We start from the raw sequence: 18,962 nt of genomic DNA on the forward strand, positions 1-18,962 counted from the left end.
TGCGCCGCCTGTCTAGAAAGATTTTCCGCGCTGCACAATGGCAGCTGCTTCACGAAATCGAAAGGCTGAGGCTTGAGCGAGCCGAGATGTCGGGATTTGGCCAGTTGACGAACAGGCCTCCAACCGTATAGTCCGCGCCCATCCAGGCCGCCCGGCCTGAGCCCCTATGGCGGAATTGGTAGACGCGCTCGACTCAAAATCGAGTTCCGCAAGGAGTGCTGGTTCGATCCCGGCTAGGGGCACCACTGGACCCTCTGCGGCCAGGAAATTCAACAACATCAAGGGCTTAGAAGTCCCCTGAGGTACAACGCTAGGTACTGAGCGAGGGACAGTTATGGTCAAAGTGACGATGAAGTATTTACAAGAGCGGCAGGCCAAGAAGCGCGGGACGCTTTCCTATCGATACCGCCGCCCGGTGCCCGGGGCGCTAAAGGAGCATCTTGGAAAGGGCGAGATCGCCGTGCCGCTGGGTAAGACCCTCGCTGCCGCCACAAAGGCCTATGGGAAGGTCGACAAGGAAGTTGAGAAAGCACTGTCCGAAGCATGGGACGTGGTGAACGGCAAGGCCAAGACGCCGAAGGTTCAGCCGGCGAAGACGGCGCGAGAGCTATTCAACGATGCGATTGACCGGGCACGGGACCTTGGCGTCAATCCCTACCGCCATGAAGACAATGATAGCGACGACGCAACCGGCCACGAGGCGCGGGAGCAGATTGCCGACAGCATCGCGGAGGAATACCGCCCCAGCTACCGGGCGGCGGGCGGAGCCTACGCCACCGCTGTAGACGACAACGATGCGCATGAGCGCGGCGACTACAATGCGAGGGTCAATCCAGACGCACCGGTGGGGATCACGAAGGCCGACGCGGCGTTGCTTCGGGTGCTGATGACGCCCGACCCGAAGTCGCCGCCAGTGACCATCGTAGACGCCAAGAAGCGCTACCTTCAGGACCGCTTTGCGCTGAGCAAACCGAGCGAACTGGAGAGGAAGAAGGATGAGCAGCGCGCGGAACGGGCAGCGGACGCCATCGTTGAGGCGCTGGGTCGAGTGCCGACTGTGGCAAGCATAACGCGCGAAGAAGCCCGGAAGGTGCAATCGTACCTGAAAGGCAAGGTAGCTGCCGGGACAGTCGACCGCTATCTCAACGACATCCGGTCGATCATCAACCACGCTATTGCCGAGTTCCCTGACCTTCACGAGCTAAAGAACCATTTCACAGGGTTGCCGATCCTTGCGGGCGGTCGCTATGGCGGGCCAACGCCAGACGAGGAAGGAAGGCCGCTCACAGGCGACGAGGCGGCGGCAATCCGCGACAGGATCGAGAGGCTTTCCAGACAATCCGACCTCATCCTTATCTGGAGGATGTTGGAGGGCACCGGGTGCCGTCTTGCGGAGGTGACCGGGCTGCGGGTTGTGGACGTCGTGGCGGATGGAGCCATGCCATACCTCGACATCAAGCCCCATGATCGGCGCGGGCTCAAGACCATGGCGTCAATCCGCAGGGTGCCGCTTGTGGGTGATGCCCTTGATGCGACGCGGGCAGCGCTGAAGCTGGCCGGCGAGAACGACATGCTGTTCCCGCGCTACGGCGTTGAGGGTGGCAACACGGCAGCTTCGGCGGCGCTCATGAAGCACGTTCGGGCGATCACAGACGACAAGCTGGCGAGGGTTCACTCGCTTCGACACAACATGGCCGACAAGCTCAAGTTGGCTGGGGTGGAGGAGGCCGACCGGAACCTTGTTCTCGGTCACACGCTGGGTGGTGAAGGGAAGCGTTACGGGGGACCTGAGGCGCGGCTTGAGGTTGCGACGAGGGCGGTCAGGAAGGCCCTTGAAGCCATCAAGCCGCCCGCCTCAGAGCTCAAAGAAGACTGACGCTTTGGGTGCCCGCGAGCACTATTTTGTCAGCGCGGCTAGGAACAGAAGCTCCTGGACCACAACTCGGATTTCGGGCACCAACTGTTGCACGTCCGAAACCTGAGCAATGAACCTGCGACTGTGGGCGGACTTGTCACCGACGTCCTTGAGACGCGGCAGTGCTGCTTTGCAGTTTCGTCCGAGGTTCCACGTCTGCTCCTTCAACGTCTGATCGATCATGTCACGAAGAAACAGGAAATCTCCGGATGGCCCCTTGATCCGATCGGCGATTTGGTGTGCCTCGAACGCCTCGATGATCAGGGTCTCAATTAGCCGCCTAATCATTACCGCGCTCGCGTCGTACCAACCATGCTCGTAAGTGCCGTTGATCTGGTTCGCCACCTTCTCAATGTAGCCCCGAGTGCCCCTAACAAGTGACATCGGCACGACAAGCTGGCGTTCTGACGGGAGCCCGGTCTCGGGCGGTCCCAAAACAGCGTCAATCTCGCTTTTAATGCCCTTCGCAAGCCGGATCGAATTGGTGACGTCGGCAGCCATTAAGAGCTAGTTCCGTATAGGTGCTTTGCCATACTCGAAAAGACCTTGTCGATCTGTTCGAGGGAGGCATCGGATGAGATGTGGACCTGAATGTCGATGTGAAGGGAGGGCGAAGCCGGGTTGGGCCGCTGAGGTTGCGCCAGGGCGGCAGAAGCAGGCTGGCGCTTTGCCGGTGTATCATGGCCGGGGTGGTCTTGAGGCTCAGCCGCGTCGTCAAAATCGGCCTCCTCAACGAGCGTTTTGAACGTGCTTACGGTCTTGGAGATTGCCTGCTTTCCCACCGACGAACGCGAGGCGAAGACATTTTCCAGTTCCGCATTGCTTCTTTTGTTGGCATCCGGGTAGACGGCAAATAGTTCGGAATAGCCCGACTTAATTCCTTCGCCCAAGACCGCGCGATGCTTAGATGTTCGGTACTCGGACCATCTGGGAGTAGGGACGCTTTGGCCGTCGATCATACCGGCTACGCGCAAGACGGGGACCAGCGTTCCATCATTGCTGGAAGTGAACCCAATTCCCTTCAGCCAGTTTACAGTAACCTTTGATGGAATGCCTGTTCCTCTGATTTTTGTCAGAAGGGTTTTGATTTTTCCCGGTACTGTCGTGTAAACAATGTCAACCATTCATCCCTCCGTCCCATTCTGTTTGCACAGTTCTCTTTGTTAACACAAAAGACTGCAAGCAGGGATGATCACAATCCCCCGGGAATATTTGGTAGAAAAATGTGAGCGGGTGATCGGACAACAGGCACGCGCGCCGACCCCCGTACCGCCTCAGGTTCCACGATGAGTGGCCCGACCGGTTTCCGTGACGATGGCCGTTGCAATACCTTGAGCGGGTGACGCCGGGGCGAGCGGGTGAATAACCGGACCACTAGCACAGGGCAATGGCCTCGCGCCTGATCCTCATCGAACCCCTTGATTTCTCCTATGGCATTGACTACCGTATGGCATTGCTACTGCACAGCCATAAGGACGCGCCATGAAAGTCTTCGGATACATCCGGGTTTCCACCTTCGAGCAGGCCAATTCGGGCGAAAGCCTTGAGACCCAGAAGCGGGCGATCGAAGGCTACGCCATGATGAAGGGCTGGACGATTACGGAGACCTTCACTGAAGCGGGCGTGTCTGGGTCCATCCCATTGGCCGAACGTCCAGAGGGCCAGCGTATGGTGGCTGGAATAGGGTCAGGCGACATCATCATTACACCGAAGCTCGACCGCATGTTTCGCAATGCAACCGATGCGCTGGTGACGCTGGAGGAGTTGAAGGGCTCCAAAGTCGAGTTGCACATGCTGGACCTTGGCGGGGACGTGTGTGGCAACGGCATCTCTAAGCTGGTGTTCACGATCTTGTCAGCCGTGGCCGAGAACGAACGCGACCGCATCAGGGAACGCATCAGGGATGTGAAGCGGAGCATGGCTTCCCGGGGCCTCTACAATGGCGGCAAGCGTCCTTTTGGATTTGATGTGGTCGAGGCGGGTGGCCAGCAGAGACTGGTCCCCAACGAGGCCGAGCAAGCCACGCTTGCCCGTATGGTGGCCATGCGCGCCGAGAACCAAAGCTTCAACAAAATTGGGCAGGCGATAGGCATGGACATGAAGACCGTCAGCCGCATCCTCGCAAGGCAGGCGACCGACCAATAGGGCACCACTAGCTGCGGAAGGCGAATATGGCCTCCACAAGCACTACGGAGGCGTTTTGTCCTCCATCTGGAATAGGTTGCCCACTGGCACCTACGCAACGCAAACGCCACCCGGCACCCCCGCTCTTCTCCCAAGCTGCCCCGTGCAGTTCTCCCTGTTGCGACCGCCTCTGTTGCCCTGTTTCGCTCCTTTCGGGGTGACGGGTTGTGGCGCTTGGCGGGGCAGCTTTGGTGAGGCGCGTGTCTGCCTATCCATGCATTTCCCGGTGGACAGCCCGAAATCCATAGCTGCCGAAGTGCAGTCAATCCGCAACTATGAAAGGAGCAATGAATGAGCGCTGGAGAGCATCTCCACGAACTGACGCAAGTCTACGAGGCGAGCCTCTCCGAGCAGTTCACCGCAGGATCAGCATCAGGTGCCGCCAAGGGTCCACCGGTGGTGCGCCCTGAGGACATCGAGACGATACCCGAGTTGTTCCAGCCGAGAGGCGGGATCAGCGAGCGGCATGTGTCCGACCTGATCAAGGCGATCAAGGCAGTTGGAGCCCTCGACCCGGTTACCGTCATGGTGGTTGGGAACAGGACCGTCCTGATCGATGGACATCACCGGATTGAGGCCTACGGGGTCGCTAAGTGGGCCGCTCCGGTGCCCGTCAGGTACTTCGAGGGGACCCCTGAAGAGGCCGTCTTGGTGGCGGGTGAGGCCAACTCCAAGGCTAAGCTGCCGATGGACAATACCGACCGTCAGAACTTTGCGTGGCGTCTGGTCCTGATCGACAGGCACAGCAAGGCCGAGGTTGCCAAGGCGTCGGGCATCTCGGAAGCCCAGGTATCCATCATGCGGCGCGCCAAGAAGACCCTAGGCGAACAGGCGGGAGATTTCTCATCGTGGTTCCGGGCGCGCCTTGCGGCCAATGGAAAGGATCAAGAGCCCAACGGAGAAGATGAACGGGAGCAATGGATGCAACAGGTTGCCGAGCGATACGCCGACGAGTTGACCAAGAAGTTCTCGACCAAGCTGGCACTGAACCCCGAGATCGCCGCCATGGCGCTGGCGAACTACTTCGGGCGGAAACTGCCGGAGGTTTATGGGTTCCTTAGGGAGCATCTAGGCGAGGACGACAGAAGGGCCATTGAGGTCGACAACGAGGACTTCTGAGGCCCGCCTGTGTAATCACTAGGCTGTGCAATTTACATAGGGCGCTCTGGCAGCGGGGCGCTCTTTCCACATTCAAGGCATGAAGGAGACGATGAAACCAGATGAGAAAGCGTTGGTCACGCTGAGGTCACCGGGATGGGACCCGAACGACCACATTGACCAATACGTCACCCATGAGACCGTCACGGCGTTCATGTCGCAATACCTCGACCAGCACCCGGACGGGACCTCGACCATTAAGCATGACCCCGTGCGGGGCTGGCAGGGAATGACCAGTGAAACCGGCACTTGCGTCTACCGCCCGACAGCCTTCCAGATCATGCAGGCCCACGACTGCCCAAAGGGATTAATAGACCGGGAAGTCGTGTTCTTGGTCATGACCTCGACGGAGGCCGAGAGCTTCACCCGTGCGGATTGGGACGCCATGGTCGCGGGCAAGATTGCCGAGGCCAAGGTCCGCCAGGACGCGGACAGGCGGGGCAAGCGGCACAAACTCGACCACGACGACAGGGCCGAGCGAGGAGGCCGGGAAAGGCTGACGCTCGACCGTCTACCGGGTCAGCGGGTGATCCCTGACGAGGCCCTCTCACAGCGCGCCAAGATGCGCAGAACGAAATCACTGAAAGCAGCACAGGAGCGAAGGAAATCAAGACGAATGAAAGCGCAGGGCATCGTGGTCCAGCCAAGCAAGGATGAGTGGCGGGCGATGAACCCTGAACAAGTCAAGCAATACCACCAGACCATCGACCGGCTGGTCACGATGGGCACCCTCGATCCGTTCGCGGTGGACGAGATCGATAACCCCGAGGGTTCACCGATTGCGTATCTCTACCGGATGGGTCGAATGACCTCAAAGGGTGATCGGGCATGACACCGGATGAGATCAAGCGGCGGGACTGGGTGGTGACCTATCCGACGCGGGAAGCGGCCCTTGCCTTGGTCGAGTGGCTTAAGGCTGACGACTGGGAAACCACGACCGAGTTAGATCGGAGACTTGCGGGTGTTGGCGTCTCGTGGACCGAAGATTTCTGCGTTGCCGCCGAGCGATGCTTTGAAATCTATGGCTACCCCGAGCTTGAGGCTGGGGCTTGTGCGAGGCGGCTTGCTGAGGTGTCGATGAGACCCGCAGCGCCGCGCGGAGGGGTCGCCGGAGGCAGCGATTGTCTTTCCCGTCCCTCAACCCCAGCGGCACCCAGTGCGCTCCCTGAAGGCCCGCAGACGTTTGGCTTCACGCCACGGCGCTGACCCAGCCATCACCACCACATCAACAGCAATGAACAGGTCTCGGCGCAATGCCGTTCCGAGGCCAACACACCCTCATTGAAGGAACCATATCCATGAACTACGAACAGACCTACGAATACCAGACCGACAACACGCCACTGGCTCAGGCCATGATGCGGGCTCAGGCTGCGCAGGCCGAAGCCGACAGGGCCAAGCAAGACGCCGTGGCTGCCGAGGCGATAGAACGCGCCAAGCAGGAAGAGATCGACCGCGCGGTTGAGCTTTCTGTCAGGAACAATTCCCAACTCCAGGCCGAGCGCATGGGCATTAGGACCAATCGCGTCATCACATCGCAGAGCGCCGGGGTGATCCCCCCAATGGCAGAGGTCGAGAAGACTACGGTCAGGGTTCTCGGCGGCATTGAGGTCTCGTATCAGCAGGCCAAGGACATGGCCGAGGTCGGACAGATCACGCAGGCCGAGTTTAACAAGGCAGTGGTCGAAGGGCTGGCTGCCCGTGGCTACGCTGCGCCGAAGTCTTTCAGGTAACCGCAGCGGACGCCGAGAAGCCTCTGGCCCCAGTCGAGGGGTCGGAGGTTCCGACTGCGGATGAGAAGACCGAGGAGACCGACGACGAACCGACCGATCACGAGAAGGAGGAGAAGCAGCATGCCGAGTTTGTTCGCATGGCCGACCAGAGCCTTGACCGCTTCAGGGACACCCACAGCGAAGCCCAGCAGCAGTTCATCGTGGACGCCTTCGTGGAGACTGGAGAGATACCGACCGGGGAAGCCTTCGGGATCGAGGCCGTTGAGGTGGATGTGGTGGTGGCTGCGTTCAGCCAGCACTTGGAGCGCAATGTGCTTCGGCAGCATGGGCTGACGCTGGAGACGTACTTTGAGCATGTCGACGACGCGGACTACCCGGCGCTCCGCAAGGCTGCGGCTAAGGGCGAATGGCACGTCTTTCATGGGCATGCTCAGGCCATAGCAGCGGCGCGAAAGGCGAACGGGTTCTAATCCACGATGACCCTTTCCCGTCCCGATGCATCGCCCCAAGAGGTGTGTCGGGCCGGGGCCTTTGTGGGCTGAAATCGCTCCACTGGTGGGATGAAAATAACTGATTTGAATGGCAGATCGGGCCGCGCTAACCCTGCCCTAGCCACGGCATCGGGCCGGGCAAGCGAGAGAGGAAATGCAACGAATGCTCATCAAAACGAAGGGCCTTGAATTGGAACTGACCCGCTACACCCTGTTTATCGGGGTCACGGCCCGGAATGGCCGTTGGGAGACGTTCCGAGACTGGTCAGGACAGGGCCTGTCGGCAACGTCATGGACTGCAAAGCCCTTGACCTGAGGTACGACGATCACTACTCATTGAGGTACGACGCAGCTTAAGGACCTCAGGGGACGACTTCCCTCAAGTTGTTGAATTTACGACTGAATGCCGCGCTTTAACACCCGGTGCGATTTGGTCGACAAAGCCCGGCTAGGGGCACCATTTCCTAAAATTCCCACGCCACTTCCTGTTAAGTCCAATGGCGTGGGTGGGATCGTCCAGCGGCGCGCCCGACCGTGGCCGAATGATTGCACCTTGCCTGCTGCCGCGAGCTGCTCGAGCTTCCGCTGAACGGTGCGCGGACCAGCCCCAAGCGCAATCTGGCGTTCCTCACCGCACGCGATCAGGCGTGCCGCGGTCCCGCAAAAAGACGCTGCCGCAAAGTCGATCGCTGCCCGACGGACATGTTTCCTCCCGCGAACTACCCACCAGACCCGGCCCACGGATGCAACCTCGGGAGGTGAGATACGCGGTAACATTATGGCACGATGCGAAACAGCTTCGTCTTGGATCGTGCTGCGGGCCGGAGCCGCCGCCGTGCCTAGCGCAGGGCCGCCACGACGTCGGCGAAGTCGGCCCGCTTGCCATTGCCGGCGCGACGCAATTGCACCTCGACCGGCTTGCCGTCGGATTGGTCGCAGTAGACGATGGGTCCGGGCCGCACCCATTTGTCGCCCCACTCGGTCAGCGCGATAATGACCGTTTTGAATTCCAGCCCCTTCCGGGTCAGGACGTAGTCGGCCTGCTCGCCGGCGGCACCCGGGCGACGGTCCATCAGGCCGGCCTCGACGAAATCCTCGAGGCGCTTGGCCAGGATGTTGGTGGCGATCCCCAGGCTCTTCTGGAATTGCGAAAAGCGCGTACAGCCGCCGAATATCGCGTCGCGCAGGATCAACAGGCTCCAGCGCTCGCCGACCAGCTCCAGGGCGCGTGAGGCCGAGCAGTTTTGTTTTTCATAGAGACGACCAAGCATGGTGTGAACATACCGTATTGACTTGCATCATGCAAGTATGCATTGTGCTTGCATGATGCAAGCGACAGAGGCCGAGAGAGCGTCGCTCCACTTCATCGCCCGAGATTTCGGGTGTCCATCAACCAATCAGATCCAGACAGGAGATATGTTATGAAAAAGGAAGAAGATTACACGACGTCATTCGTCGTTAAGCAAAACCCCGAAGAGGTTTTTGCCGCGGTTGTCAATCCGCGAGCCTGGTGGTCGGAAGATATAGATGGCGATACCAACAAACTCGGTGCGATATTCTATTATCATTTCAAGGATATCCACCGCGGCACATTCAAGGTCACGGAGCTTGTGCCTGGCAAGAAGGTCGTCTGGCGCGTCGTCCAGAACTACTTCAACTTCGTCAAGGATGCGACCGAGTGGACCGGCACGAACGTGGTCTTCGAGATCGCGCCGACCGAAAAGGGGACCGAACTGCGTTTCACCCATGTCGGGCTGAAGCCGAGTGAAGAATGCTACGATGTCTGCCATGACTCCTGGCGCTTCTATGTCGCGAGTCTTCGCGACCTGATTTCGACGGGCAAGGGGCAACCCAACAAGGGCGAAGAGAACGCCAACCCAACGGTTGTGCCGCAAAACGAGGACCTCGGCGCCGCCGAGCGCAAGGCGGCAGGCGATGGCGCCGGGATGATCGTCATGACGACGGCAGCGGCGAAGCCCGGCATCGAAAGCAAGGTGCGGAATGCCCTGCGGGACGTGGCGGGGGCGGCCCGCAAGCAAAGCGGGTGCATCGACTATAGCGTCTTTCGCTCGGAGGCAGAGCCCCATGTTACCATCTGCGTCGAGCGCTGGGCATCGAAGCAGGAGCGCGACGCTTTTCTACGCTCGGCGGACGCGAAGAATTTCGTTTCGGCCATAACCGGCGCCTTCCTGGAGCGGCCTTCGCCGATCTCCTACACGACGTTGGAAGTCGGGTCCTAGTTGCAAGGTTCGCCTGGTCACGGCGCCGGCTGCCCTGGAGCAATGCAACGGGGGAGACGGCGTCCAAGCGTGGGAACAGAAAACCATAGCCTACTTGCATGATGCAAGAACGATGGCTTGCATTTATGCAAGAGGAGGAGAGATCGTCGTGCCGAAATCGATGGAAGTCACAAACAAAGCCGTTCTCGTGACCGGGGCCAACCGCGGCCTCGGCAAGGCGCTGGTCGAGGAAATATTGGGGCGGGGTGCCAAGCGCGTCTATGCCGGCGCGCGCAAACCGCTCGCCCACGCGGATCGGCGCGTCACGCCGCTGATCCTGGACGTGACCGATGCGGTGCAGATTGGGGCGGCTGTCGAGCGGATCGGGTCTCTCGATATCCTCATCAACAACGCCGGCATCGGGCTCTACGACGATCTTGGCGATCGTGCTGCGCTTGAGCGACACCTCGCCGTCAACCTGCTCGGCGTGCATGGCGTAACCCACGCATTCCTGCCGCTGCTCACGCATTCGCGCGGCGCCGTGGTCAACATCCTGTCGGAAGCGGCTCTCGTTCCCTTCCCGATTATTCCGTCTTACTCACTGTCGAAGGCCGCCGCGTTTTCCATGACGCAATCGGTACGTGCTCTCGCCGGCGCTCGTGGCGTGAGCGTTCATGCAGTCCTGTCCGGTCCCATAGACACCGACATGAGCAGAGACGCCGATATACCGAAGAGCTCCGCGGAGAGCGTCGCGAAAGGTATCCTGGACGGCATGGCGCGAGGGGAGGAGGAAATTTTCCCTGATCCAAAATCGGCATCCATGGCCGAGAGCTGGCGCGGCAGCGCGTTCAAAGCGCTCGAACGCCAAATGGCGGCTTTCGTCCAAGCCATGCCCACCAAGCCATAGGCGACCGCCGCCATCGATAGGCTGCCAGCATTTGCAATTCAGCGCCCCACAGTGGAGCGGAACGTCATGCTGTTGAACGCAACTTCCCCGGTTTTCACCAGCGGATCACGATGACTTTGTCGGTCCCGTTGGCGAGTTCGACAGCTTCGGTGCCATCCGGTTTGCGGCTTTGGATTCTGGCGCTCTCGACAGCTTCAACGCCAACAATGTTGACTGCAAAGGCTTCATCGATTTCGGCGGCACAGACCAAGGTGTCCGGCGGCAGGTCCTTTACTTGATCCAACAACTCGCGAAGCTTCATGGTCGAATCTCCTTGGCGATAGCAGGAATGAGCAGCACGCTTTCGCCGCACATTCGGAACCATGTCCCTTGAGAAAGGTTCCCGATGAGGTGGAGATGCCGCAGAATGGGACGAGCGCGGCGATCCGCCCGTCGCGATGATGTGAACGCGCCGTGCGAAGCATCTGTCTCAAATCCCTGTCCCTAATGCTGGCGGTGCAATTCCTTGTTGATCATGCCGCCCATCGCTAGACCGACCGTCATCACCACAAAAGTCGCCGCGATAGATCGCTTCGGCAGCACCGTCTCCCAACCTGGCGTCAACCGCTTCGGCACGAAGCCATAATCTGTTGCCGCGGCAATGGCCGCTGCCGCCAACGCATCGCGAAATATCAGAAGCGACGGACGCGGCGGCCTCGAGGCGAGCCATAGTTCGAAAAGGAATGCCCAGAAGATGGAGGAAGCGTGATGCGTGCCATAGCCGACGAGCGTGTGCGCCACGTCACCCCGCCGCACCGACGCGGCCTGTTCGCCGTAGAGCCAGTGGCTGGTCGCATTCGTGGGCTGCAGGGCGCCTTTGCCTTCCCGCCTTGCAAGCAGGGCCAGCGCAGCTGTCGTGGCGAAGCTGACGATCGTACCCGAAACGGCTGCGGACAATCCTGTCTGGATCAGGCTTTTCACTTGGTCCTCCGTCGTTTCGCGGTCGGCTCCTTGGAACGCCTTTTGTCAACCCGCGGCAGGGTCGAGTCGTGATTGCCAAACGGCGAAACGAGTCCGAAGGTTCCGGGAACGGGCTTTTGGTTGGACGTTATCCCAGGAGCGTCCTCCGGGATAACGCCTTTGAGGTCCGGCTGCCTTTCCTGGCAAGCTCGGATCGCAGCCCGGCCGCTATTACATCGGCCCCGGCACCATCTTGGTTGGCTGCTCCGGCATCGGAAACGGATAGTTGTCGCATTTCACGTCCGGGTTCGTCGGGCTGAACATTCCGAGCGGGTTGTCCTTGAACAGCCAGGCGTGAAGGTCGTAGTGGTGGAACTCCTTCGGGATGAGCGGGTAATGCCCCTCCATCGGCCCCTGGAATGTCTGGCCGAAGAGCTTCGGCGGCTCCTTTGTGTCCGGCGTCAAGGGCACGAGCCATTCCGCGCCGACCAGGCGCAATTCGCCGCCGACCGGCTCATAGATCAGCACATTGGGGCGCGTCGGATCCGCGGTCGGGCCGACAGTCGTGACGTTGACGAAATGGATGCCCATCGCGCCCTTCGGGTAGTCCATCGCCCCCTCTACCTTTTCGCCGCTGTAGAAGACGCATCCTACCGTCGATAGATAAAGCTCGCGAATGGCAACCTTGTAGTCTTCATACCTGGACAGCGATTTACGCAGGGCATCGATCTCGGCTTTGTCGGGTTCGGCCGCCCGAGGAGTGGCGGCGTTCAGACACGCGCCAACGAGACCTGCCAAGGTGAGGATACCGACACGCCTGAAGTGAGTTGTTTTCATCATGCATTCCTCCCAGATTTTTTTCTTCTGGCCGTGCAGGACCGAGGCGGCAGTGATGCTGGACGCGCGGCCGTAATTGATCGCCTCATCCCGGTTGGGACTGCGTCGATGCTAATCCTTTCCGCTGATCGGGAGAATTAACCCTGACGACCTAGGCCCGAGAGAGCCGACGGTGCGGAGACGGACGGCCGGGCCGGGTCCCGCTTTGGACCCCATGCACTAGCGCCGGCGCAACAGGCTCCTCATCCGGTTGCGCAGCAGGCGCGCCATGTTGCGGGTCTCGCGATAGAGGTGAAGCTGCGACGCCGCCTGGCGGGCGGGGCGGTCGGCGTCCGGCGTCAGCCCGATCACCAGCGTGCCCATCGGCCTGCGCTCCGTCCACAGCCGGCTCATCACCGGATGGTCGGGCACCGCGCAGGAATCGGTCATCATGATGTTGGGGTCGTCGAGATGCTGCCTGGTCACCTCGATCATCAGCAGCGTGCCCGGCGAATAGGCAGCGAGCGTCTCGTCATAGGCGGTCTTCCAGGTGTAGGCGACGCCGGCCTCGACGAAGACGACCAGGCAGGCGACGGTGCGGCCGTCGAGCGTCAGCGAATGGATGCGACAGAGATCCTGCTCGGCCAGCCGGTGCACCGCTTCGCGGGCGAAGGCGGCGCGGTAGCGGTCGATCGCCATGGCGGTGCGCTCGCGGCCTTTCCAGCCGGCAGCCTCCAGTGTCAGGAAATTTTCGATGGCGTGGCGGATCTCGTCAGGCCCGCGCGCCACGACATGCTCCAGCCGGCCGAGGTCGGCGAGGCGGCGCTTCAGGCGGCGGAACTCGCGATAATGGTGGGCGCGCAGCGAAGCTTTCAGATATTCCTCGCCATCGAGCGCGCTTTCGAGCACCGGTCGGTCGGCCTTGCCGGTGGTGACCAGCGTCAGGCCGCGCGTCTCGGCGACGCTGGCGAGCAGGCTCGCCACCGGGCCGTCCAGCCTTATGTCGGGCAGCACGAAGACCTTCGGCAGCTTGAGATGCGGCCTCGACAGCATCGCGAAGAAATCCTCGATGACGCCGATCGGATCGTCGCGGTCGACCAGGGGCGTGCCGATCGGGCCGAACGGGCTCGACCAGGTGCGCATGACGGGAACGCCGAGCGGCACCACCGGTCGCTCGACCGAGAACGGCACCAGCAGGCGCAGCCGGTTGCGATACTGGTCGCCGTCCCGGATGACGGCCAGCCGCACCTCACGGTCCTCGAGCCTGGGCATGGCCGGCGCCAGGAAGCGCGGATTGAAGAAGACGTTGGGCTCGATCGTGCGGGTACAGAGATAGTCGAGCTCCTCGACCAGGTCGAAGCCGGCGGAGGCCGGATAGATGGCAAGCTTGCGCTCGGGCCGGTTGTTGGCGAGGATCTCGACATGGGCGGGATCGGCTTCGCGGGCAAGCCCGGCAAGGCCGGACACCATGGCGCCGGCCGGGCCGCCGCTGGTTTCCTCGAGCAAGGGGACGGCAGCCATCAGGCGGCTCCTTTGGCGGGCACGAAAATGACCATGGCGATGCCGAGCTTGCGCCAGACCGTAAAGGACAGCGCGCCGGCCTCGAAGATCATGGCGAAGACGGTGGCCATCGCCGCGCCCCACAGGCCGAAGAGCGGGATCAGCACGACGCTAAGCGCGATGTTGAAGGCCAGCGTCATGGCGTAGACGGCAGCACAGATGTTCTGGTTGCCGCTCATGGTGAGCAGGCTTTCGCAAGGGCCGACGGCGGCCCGCGCGACGACGCCGAACACCAGCAGGAACAGCAGCGGATAGCCGGCGGAAAATTCCGGGCCGAACAGGGTCAGCATCGGCTCGCCCAGGGCCAGCACGAGCAGCGCCATCGCCAGCGACGGCCAGAAGGTCCACGACACGGTTTCGCGGGCGAAGGCGGCGAGCTTGTGCGGCTCGCCATGGGTGAACTGCGCATAGCGCTGGGCGACGCCGGCCTTGACGGCGAAATAGACGAAATGCACCAGCGCCAGCGTCTTGACGGTGGCGAAATAGACGGCGACGTCGTTGGGATCGAGGTAGGCGCCGACCATCAGCACGTCGGCATTGGTGAGCAGGAAGAAGAAGCTCTCGACCAGGAAGATCGGCAGCGACACGATGAACCATTGGCCGAGATGCAATTTCATCGGCCCGGCCGGGATCCTTCTGTCCATGCGCGACGTCACGCCGATGAGCTGACCGAGCGTGGTGGCGTAGGTGGCGGCGATCGCGGCGAAGATCGCCGTTCTGGCGTCCGGCGCATAGCCCGCCAGCAGCATCAACGCCATGAACGCCAGGATCAGCAGCGGCCGCACCAGAAAGGTCGGCGACAGCGCAAACAGCGCCCAGGAATTGGCCCGCGCCAGCCCTTGCAGAAGGTCGGACATGGCGATCATCGGCAGGCAGATGATGCCGAGGATGAACGGCACGACATAGTAGTTTTCGATATAGGCCGACAGCAGCCAGACGCCGAGCGCGCCGAGGCCGGCGATCGCAGTCGAGGCAATCAGCACGAACAGCCGGCTGGCCCGCACGATGCCGCGCAATTCGGCCATCATGCCGCGCGCGCGATATTCGGGGATGAAGCGGATGACAGAGGTGTGGAAGCCGAGGCAGGCGAGATTGCCGACGATGACCATGGTCACCCAGACGAGGACGAAAATGCCGTACTCGAACGAGCCCATCCAGCGCGCCATCAGGATCTGGCTGACGAAGGCGATGACGGCGCTGACGATGCGGACCGAAAAGGCGATCAGCGACATGCGGCCGGCTTCGCCGCGCTCGCCGGCGGTGAACAGCACGGCATCGATCAGGCCAAGCAGCGGCCTTATGCGCAGCGCAAGGCGCTGCGGCAGGAACCGCCCGGCTGTCGTCGCCGCGGAAAAGCGCACCCAATACTCTCCGTTTTCCCGCCAATTTACAGGGGCTTGGTGTAGCGGAGACACATTAAGAAACGGTTGGGTGGGAAGTTCCCTTCGCCCCGTCTCTATACGGGGAGAAGCTGCCGGCAGGCGGATGAGGCGCGGCGCTGGCTGCTTCATATTCATCATTCGCGCAACCCTTCAACCTGCTCGGGAGTGTCTCAGTTTGAAATCCGCGGAAACGCCTATCCCGTTTGCCCCATATGCGAAACGCCTATATGCTGAGCGGAACGCACGGCAGCAACAATGGTCTACACTGTCATCTGGTATGGAAGGCAGGGCATCGTCGACAAGGTGATCTTCGACGACGAGAAGACCGCGAAAGATCATGCAACCTCCATGTTTCAAACCCGAAAGGGTGACGATGGAATCGTGTCCGTTGAAGTTCGTAAGGACAACGGCGCTGTCGTCTTTAGCCATGCCGAGAACTAGGAATGCCAACCGGACCTGAAGCCAGAAGCGTCCTGCCGACGTGATCGGCAATGCCGCCCGCGTCATGCGTATTGCTACAGGCGAGGACTCCGATGACGTGGTTGACGACGGTAAAGACCTGCCGCGAAAGCGCTGGGCGCGAAAGGCGGCACGAAGCGGGCCGAGAATATGACGCCAGAGCGTCGCCCTAAGATCGCCAAAAAGGCTGAGCGCCCCCCTCTGGCCTGCCGGCCATCTCCCCCTCAGGTGGGGAGATTGGCTAATTGCCAACGCCTCCGCCGCCCCTCATTCGCCCTTCGGACACCTTCTCCCCGTGAACGGGGCGAAGCAAAGCAATGCCTTACGCAAACGCCCCGTGGCAATGCTTGTACTTTTTCCCTGACCCACAGGGGCAGGCTTCGTTGCGGCCGATCTTGCCCCAGGTCGCCGGGTTCTTCGGGTCGCGGTCTTCGGGGGCGACGATTGCATTGGTCTCCTGGCGGACCAGGACGGCCGTCTCGCCGCCTTCGAAGTCGTCTTCGCCGGTCGAGCCGTCGATATGGCTGCCGAACATGTCGGGCGCCTCTGGCGGCGGCGCTTCCGCCGCCTGGCGGACCAGTTCGACGCGCATCAGCTGCGCCGTTACGGCCTGGCGCAGATTGCCCAGCATCGCCTGGAACAGCTCGAACGCCTCGCTCTTGTACTCCTGCAGCGGATCGCGCTGGGCGTAGCCGCGGAAGCCGACGACCGAGCGCAGATGGTCGAGATTGACGATGTGCTCGCGCCACAGATGGTCGAGCGTCTGCAGCACCACGGAACGCTCGACATAGGTCATCACGTCGGGGCCGAAGCGCTCGGCGCGCTCCTTGGCGGCGGCGTCGGCGGCCTGGCTGATGCGCTCGCGGACGTCGTCCTCGGCAATGCCTTCTTCCTTGACCCAGTCTTCGACCGGCAGGTCGAGGTTGAGGAATTCGGCGATCTCGGCCTTGAGCCCGGCGACGTTCCACTGCTCGGCATAGGCGTTTTCGGGAATGTTCTTGGCGACGATCTCCTCGATGACGCCTTCGCGCATCTCGGTGATGGTCTCGGACAGGCCTTCGCCGTCCATCAATTCGAGGCGCTGCTCGAACACCACCTTGCGTTGGTCGTTGGAGACGTCGTCATATTTCAACAGGTTCTTGCGGATGTCGAAGTTGCGCGCCTCGACCTTCTTTTGCGCCTTTTCCAGCGCCTTGTTGATCCAGGGATGGATGATCGCCTCGTCTTCCTTGAGGCCGAGCTTCTGCAGCATGCCGTCCATGCGCTCGGAACCGAAGATGCGCATCAGATCGTCCTGCAGCGACAGGAAGAACTTTGACCGCCCGGGATCGCCCTGACGGCCTGAGCGGCCGCGCAACTGGTTGTCGATGCGGCGCGATTCATGGCGTTCGGTGGCCAGCACGTAGAGGCCGCCGGCGGCAAGCGCCTTTTCCTTCAGCCGGGCGATGTCGTCGCGGATTTCCTTTTCCCGGGCCTCGCGCTCGGGGCCGGCCGGCATGTCGCCAAGCTCCTCGGCGATGCGCATGTCGGCATTGCCGCCGAGCTGGATGTCGGTGCCGCGGCCGGCCATGTTGGTGGCGATGGTGATGGCGCCGGGTTTGCCGGCCTGGGCGACGATCGCCGCCTCGCGCTCGTGATGGCGGGCGTTCAGCACCTCGAAATCCTTGAAACCTTCCTTGCGCAGGCGCTCGGCCAGTTGCTCGGATTTCTCGATCGAGGTGGTGCCGACCAGCGTCGGCTGACCCTTGGCGCGGGCTTCCTTGATCTCCTTGACGATCGCCTTGTATTTCTCCTCGACCGTCCGGTAGACCTCGTCGTCTTCGTCAATGCGGATGACCGGCAGGTTGGTCGGGATCTCGGTGACGTCGAGATTGTAGATGTTGGCGAATTCTTCGGCCTCGGTCAGCGCCGTGCCGGTCATGCCGGCGAGCTTCTTGTAGAGGCGGAAATAGTTCTGGAAGGTGACCGAGGCGAGCGTCTGGTTCTCCGGCTGGATCGCCACATGCTCCTTGGCCTCGAGCGCCTGGTGCAGGCCCTCCGAATAGCGGCGGCCGGGCATCATGCGGCCGGTGAACTCGTCGATGATGACGATCTCGCCGTTGCGGACAATATAGTCCTTGTCCTTCTGGAACAGCCGGTGCGCCTTCAGCGCGTTGTTGACGTGGTGGACGATGGCGACGTTCTCGACGTCATAGAGCGACTCGCCCTTGAGCAGGCCGGCGTCGCGCAGCATGTTCTCCAGCTTCTCGGTGCCTTCCTCGGTGAAGATCGAGGTCTTCTGCTTCTCGTCGATCTCGTAGTCCTGCGGCTGCAGCTGGACGATGAAGGTATCGATGGTGTTGTACATTTCCGAACGGTCCTCGAGCGGACCGGAAATGATCAGCGGCGTGCGGGCTTCGTCGACCAGGATCGAATCGACCTCGTCGACAATGGCGTAGCTATGGCCGCGCTGCACCATCTGGGCGCGCTCGTATTTCATGTTGTCGCGCAGATAGTCGAAGCCGAGCTCGTTGTTTGTGGCGTAGGTGACGTCGGCGGCGTAGGCGACGCGACGCTCCTCGTCGGACAGGCCATGGACGATGACGCCGACCTTAAGGCCGAGGAATTTGTAGACGCGGCCCATCCATTCGGAGTCGCGCGTGGCCAGATAATCGTTGACGGTGACGACATGGACGCCATTGCCGGCGAGCGCGTTGAGATAGACCGGCAGCGTCGCCACCAGCGTCTTGCCTTCACCGGTCCGCATCTCGGCAATACCGCCATTGTGCAGCACCATGCCGCCGATCAGCTGCACGTCGAACGGGCGCATGCCGAGCACGCGGCGGGCGGCCTCGCGGACGGTCGCGAAGGCCGGCACCAGAAGGTCGTCGAGGCTGGCGCCGTTGGCGATGTCCTGGCGGAATTTGTCGGTGCGGGCCTGAAGCTCGGCGTCGGAGAGCGCCCGCATCTCGTTTTCCATGGCATTGATCGCCTCGACGCGGGGCCGGGTCGATTTGACCCGACGATCGTTGGAGGAGCCGAAAACCTTACGGGCGAGACCGCCGAGACTGACCATCCAATGGCCCTTTCGATAGCATTCCAAGTCGTTGCGACAGGCGCCGGCTGGCCCCATCAAATCCACGTGAACGCGGACAAACGCAAAAAGCGCCCGGAAAACGGTTCTGGACGCAAAGTCGTTGGACAGATAAGAGGGGGCTCA

The 18,962-nt window shown here is 61.5% G+C and carries 18 protein-coding genes and 1 tRNA gene; 9 read left to right on the plus strand and 10 right to left on the minus strand.

The window, feature by feature from the left end:
* Positions 1-160 precede the first annotated feature (160 nt).
* Both NKJ84_RS02045 and NKJ84_RS02050 read left to right on the plus strand, forming a co-directional pair.
* Positions 161-245 (plus strand) — tRNA-Leu (locus tag NKJ84_RS02045).
* Positions 246-334: 89 nt separating this feature from the next.
* On the plus strand, positions 335-1,876 hold the full coding sequence (locus tag NKJ84_RS02050) for a tyrosine-type recombinase/integrase (RefSeq protein ID WP_352505119.1): 1,542 nt from the start codon (positions 335-337) through the stop codon (positions 1,874-1,876).
* A 21-nt stretch (positions 1,877-1,897) separates the two neighbouring features.
* Here NKJ84_RS02050 and NKJ84_RS02055 read toward each other — a convergent pair whose 3' ends face one another.
* Together NKJ84_RS02055 and NKJ84_RS02060 are read right to left on the minus strand one after the other, a co-directional pair.
* Positions 1,898-2,416: a hypothetical protein gene (locus tag NKJ84_RS02055; RefSeq protein WP_352505120.1), complete on the minus strand. Its 519-nt coding sequence runs from the start codon at positions 2,414-2,416 to the stop codon at positions 1,898-1,900.
* Complete coding sequence (locus tag NKJ84_RS02060; protein WP_352505121.1) at positions 2,416-3,039, minus strand: DUF5343 domain-containing protein; 624 nt, start codon at positions 3,037-3,039, stop codon at positions 2,416-2,418. The genes NKJ84_RS02055 and NKJ84_RS02060 overlap by 1 nt, the downstream gene beginning before the upstream one ends.
* A gap of 358 nt (positions 3,040-3,397) precedes the next feature.
* Here NKJ84_RS02060 and NKJ84_RS02065 point away from each other — a divergent pair, with 358 nt between their 5' ends.
* From NKJ84_RS02065 to NKJ84_RS02080, 4 genes are all read left to right on the plus strand, one after another.
* Complete coding sequence (locus tag NKJ84_RS02065) at positions 3,398-4,060, plus strand: recombinase family protein (protein WP_352505122.1); 663 nt, start codon at positions 3,398-3,400, stop codon at positions 4,058-4,060.
* A gap of 330 nt (positions 4,061-4,390) precedes the next feature.
* Complete coding sequence (locus NKJ84_RS02070) at positions 4,391-5,218, plus strand: ParB/RepB/Spo0J family partition protein (protein WP_352505123.1); 828 nt, start codon at positions 4,391-4,393, stop codon at positions 5,216-5,218.
* A gap of 91 nt (positions 5,219-5,309) precedes the next feature.
* Positions 5,310-6,089, plus strand: coding sequence for a hypothetical protein (locus tag NKJ84_RS02075; RefSeq protein WP_352505124.1), 780 nt, complete (start codon positions 5,310-5,312; stop codon positions 6,087-6,089).
* Between the two features lie 466 nt (positions 6,090-6,555).
* Entirely contained in the window at positions 6,556-6,990 is a 435-nt protein-coding gene (locus NKJ84_RS02080; protein ID WP_352505125.1) for a hypothetical protein, read from the plus strand.
* On the opposite strand, the gene NKJ84_RS02085 is transcribed toward NKJ84_RS02080, so the two are convergent.
* Together NKJ84_RS02085 and NKJ84_RS02090 are read right to left on the minus strand one after the other, a co-directional pair.
* Positions 6,963-7,412 carry a hypothetical protein gene (locus NKJ84_RS02085; RefSeq protein ID WP_352505126.1) on the minus strand — a complete coding sequence of 150 codons (450 nt, stop codon included), beginning with the start codon at positions 7,410-7,412 and terminating at the stop codon, positions 6,963-6,965. The two genes, NKJ84_RS02080 and NKJ84_RS02085, sit on opposite strands and share 28 nt — an antisense overlap.
* A gap of 908 nt (positions 7,413-8,320) precedes the next feature.
* The gene (locus NKJ84_RS02090) at positions 8,321-8,752 is read right to left on the minus strand and encodes a winged helix-turn-helix transcriptional regulator (RefSeq protein WP_352456668.1); all 432 of its coding nucleotides are present in this window, start codon (positions 8,750-8,752) and stop codon (positions 8,321-8,323) included.
* A gap of 150 nt (positions 8,753-8,902) precedes the next feature.
* Between NKJ84_RS02090 and NKJ84_RS02095 the strand changes: the two genes are divergently transcribed.
* The gene (locus NKJ84_RS02095; RefSeq protein WP_352505127.1) at positions 8,903-9,721 is read left to right on the plus strand and encodes an antibiotic biosynthesis monooxygenase; all 819 of its coding nucleotides are present in this window, start codon (positions 8,903-8,905) and stop codon (positions 9,719-9,721) included.
* Between the two features lie 148 nt (positions 9,722-9,869).
* The gene (locus NKJ84_RS02100) at positions 9,870-10,607 is read left to right on the plus strand and encodes an SDR family NAD(P)-dependent oxidoreductase (RefSeq protein WP_352505128.1); all 738 of its coding nucleotides are present in this window, start codon (positions 9,870-9,872) and stop codon (positions 10,605-10,607) included.
* A gap of 94 nt (positions 10,608-10,701) precedes the next feature.
* Here NKJ84_RS02100 and NKJ84_RS02105 read toward each other — a convergent pair whose 3' ends face one another.
* The 5 genes from NKJ84_RS02105 to NKJ84_RS02125 all read right to left on the minus strand — a co-directional run bounded on the left by NKJ84_RS02105 (position 10,702) and on the right by NKJ84_RS02125 (position 15,283).
* Positions 10,702-10,908 (minus strand): sugar phosphorylase, encoded by a 207-nt coding sequence (locus NKJ84_RS02105; protein ID WP_352505129.1) that lies wholly within the window; start codon positions 10,906-10,908, stop codon positions 10,702-10,704.
* Between the two features lie 182 nt (positions 10,909-11,090).
* A complete protein-coding gene (locus NKJ84_RS02110; RefSeq protein ID WP_352505130.1) occupies positions 11,091-11,567 on the minus strand; it encodes a hypothetical protein in 477 nt (158 codons plus the stop codon).
* 210 nt (positions 11,568-11,777) lie between these two features.
* Positions 11,778-12,386: a hypothetical protein gene (locus NKJ84_RS02115; protein WP_352505131.1), complete on the minus strand. Its 609-nt coding sequence runs from the start codon at positions 12,384-12,386 to the stop codon at positions 11,778-11,780.
* Positions 12,387-12,602: 216 nt separating this feature from the next.
* Positions 12,603-13,883 carry a GNAT family N-acetyltransferase gene (locus NKJ84_RS02120; RefSeq protein WP_352505132.1) on the minus strand — a complete coding sequence of 427 codons (1,281 nt, stop codon included), beginning with the start codon at positions 13,881-13,883 and terminating at the stop codon, positions 12,603-12,605.
* A complete protein-coding gene (locus NKJ84_RS02125; protein ID WP_352505133.1) occupies positions 13,883-15,283 on the minus strand; it encodes a lipopolysaccharide biosynthesis protein in 1,401 nt (466 codons plus the stop codon). Before NKJ84_RS02125 ends, NKJ84_RS02120 begins: the two co-directional genes overlap by 1 nt.
* A gap of 276 nt (positions 15,284-15,559) precedes the next feature.
* Between NKJ84_RS02125 and NKJ84_RS02130 the strand changes: the two genes are divergently transcribed.
* On the plus strand, positions 15,560-15,745 hold the full coding sequence (locus tag NKJ84_RS02130; protein WP_031194557.1) for a hypothetical protein: 186 nt from the start codon (positions 15,560-15,562) through the stop codon (positions 15,743-15,745).
* Between the two features lie 340 nt (positions 15,746-16,085).
* Here NKJ84_RS02130 and secA read toward each other — a convergent pair whose 3' ends face one another.
* Positions 16,086-18,818, minus strand: coding sequence for a preprotein translocase subunit SecA (gene secA / locus NKJ84_RS02135; protein WP_352505134.1), 2,733 nt, complete (start codon positions 18,816-18,818; stop codon positions 16,086-16,088).
* Positions 18,819-18,962: the final 144 nt, after the last annotated feature.

The organism is Mesorhizobium sp. M0048 (assembly GCF_040323405.1).
Taxonomy (GTDB): domain Bacteria; phylum Pseudomonadota; class Alphaproteobacteria; order Rhizobiales; family Rhizobiaceae; genus Mesorhizobium.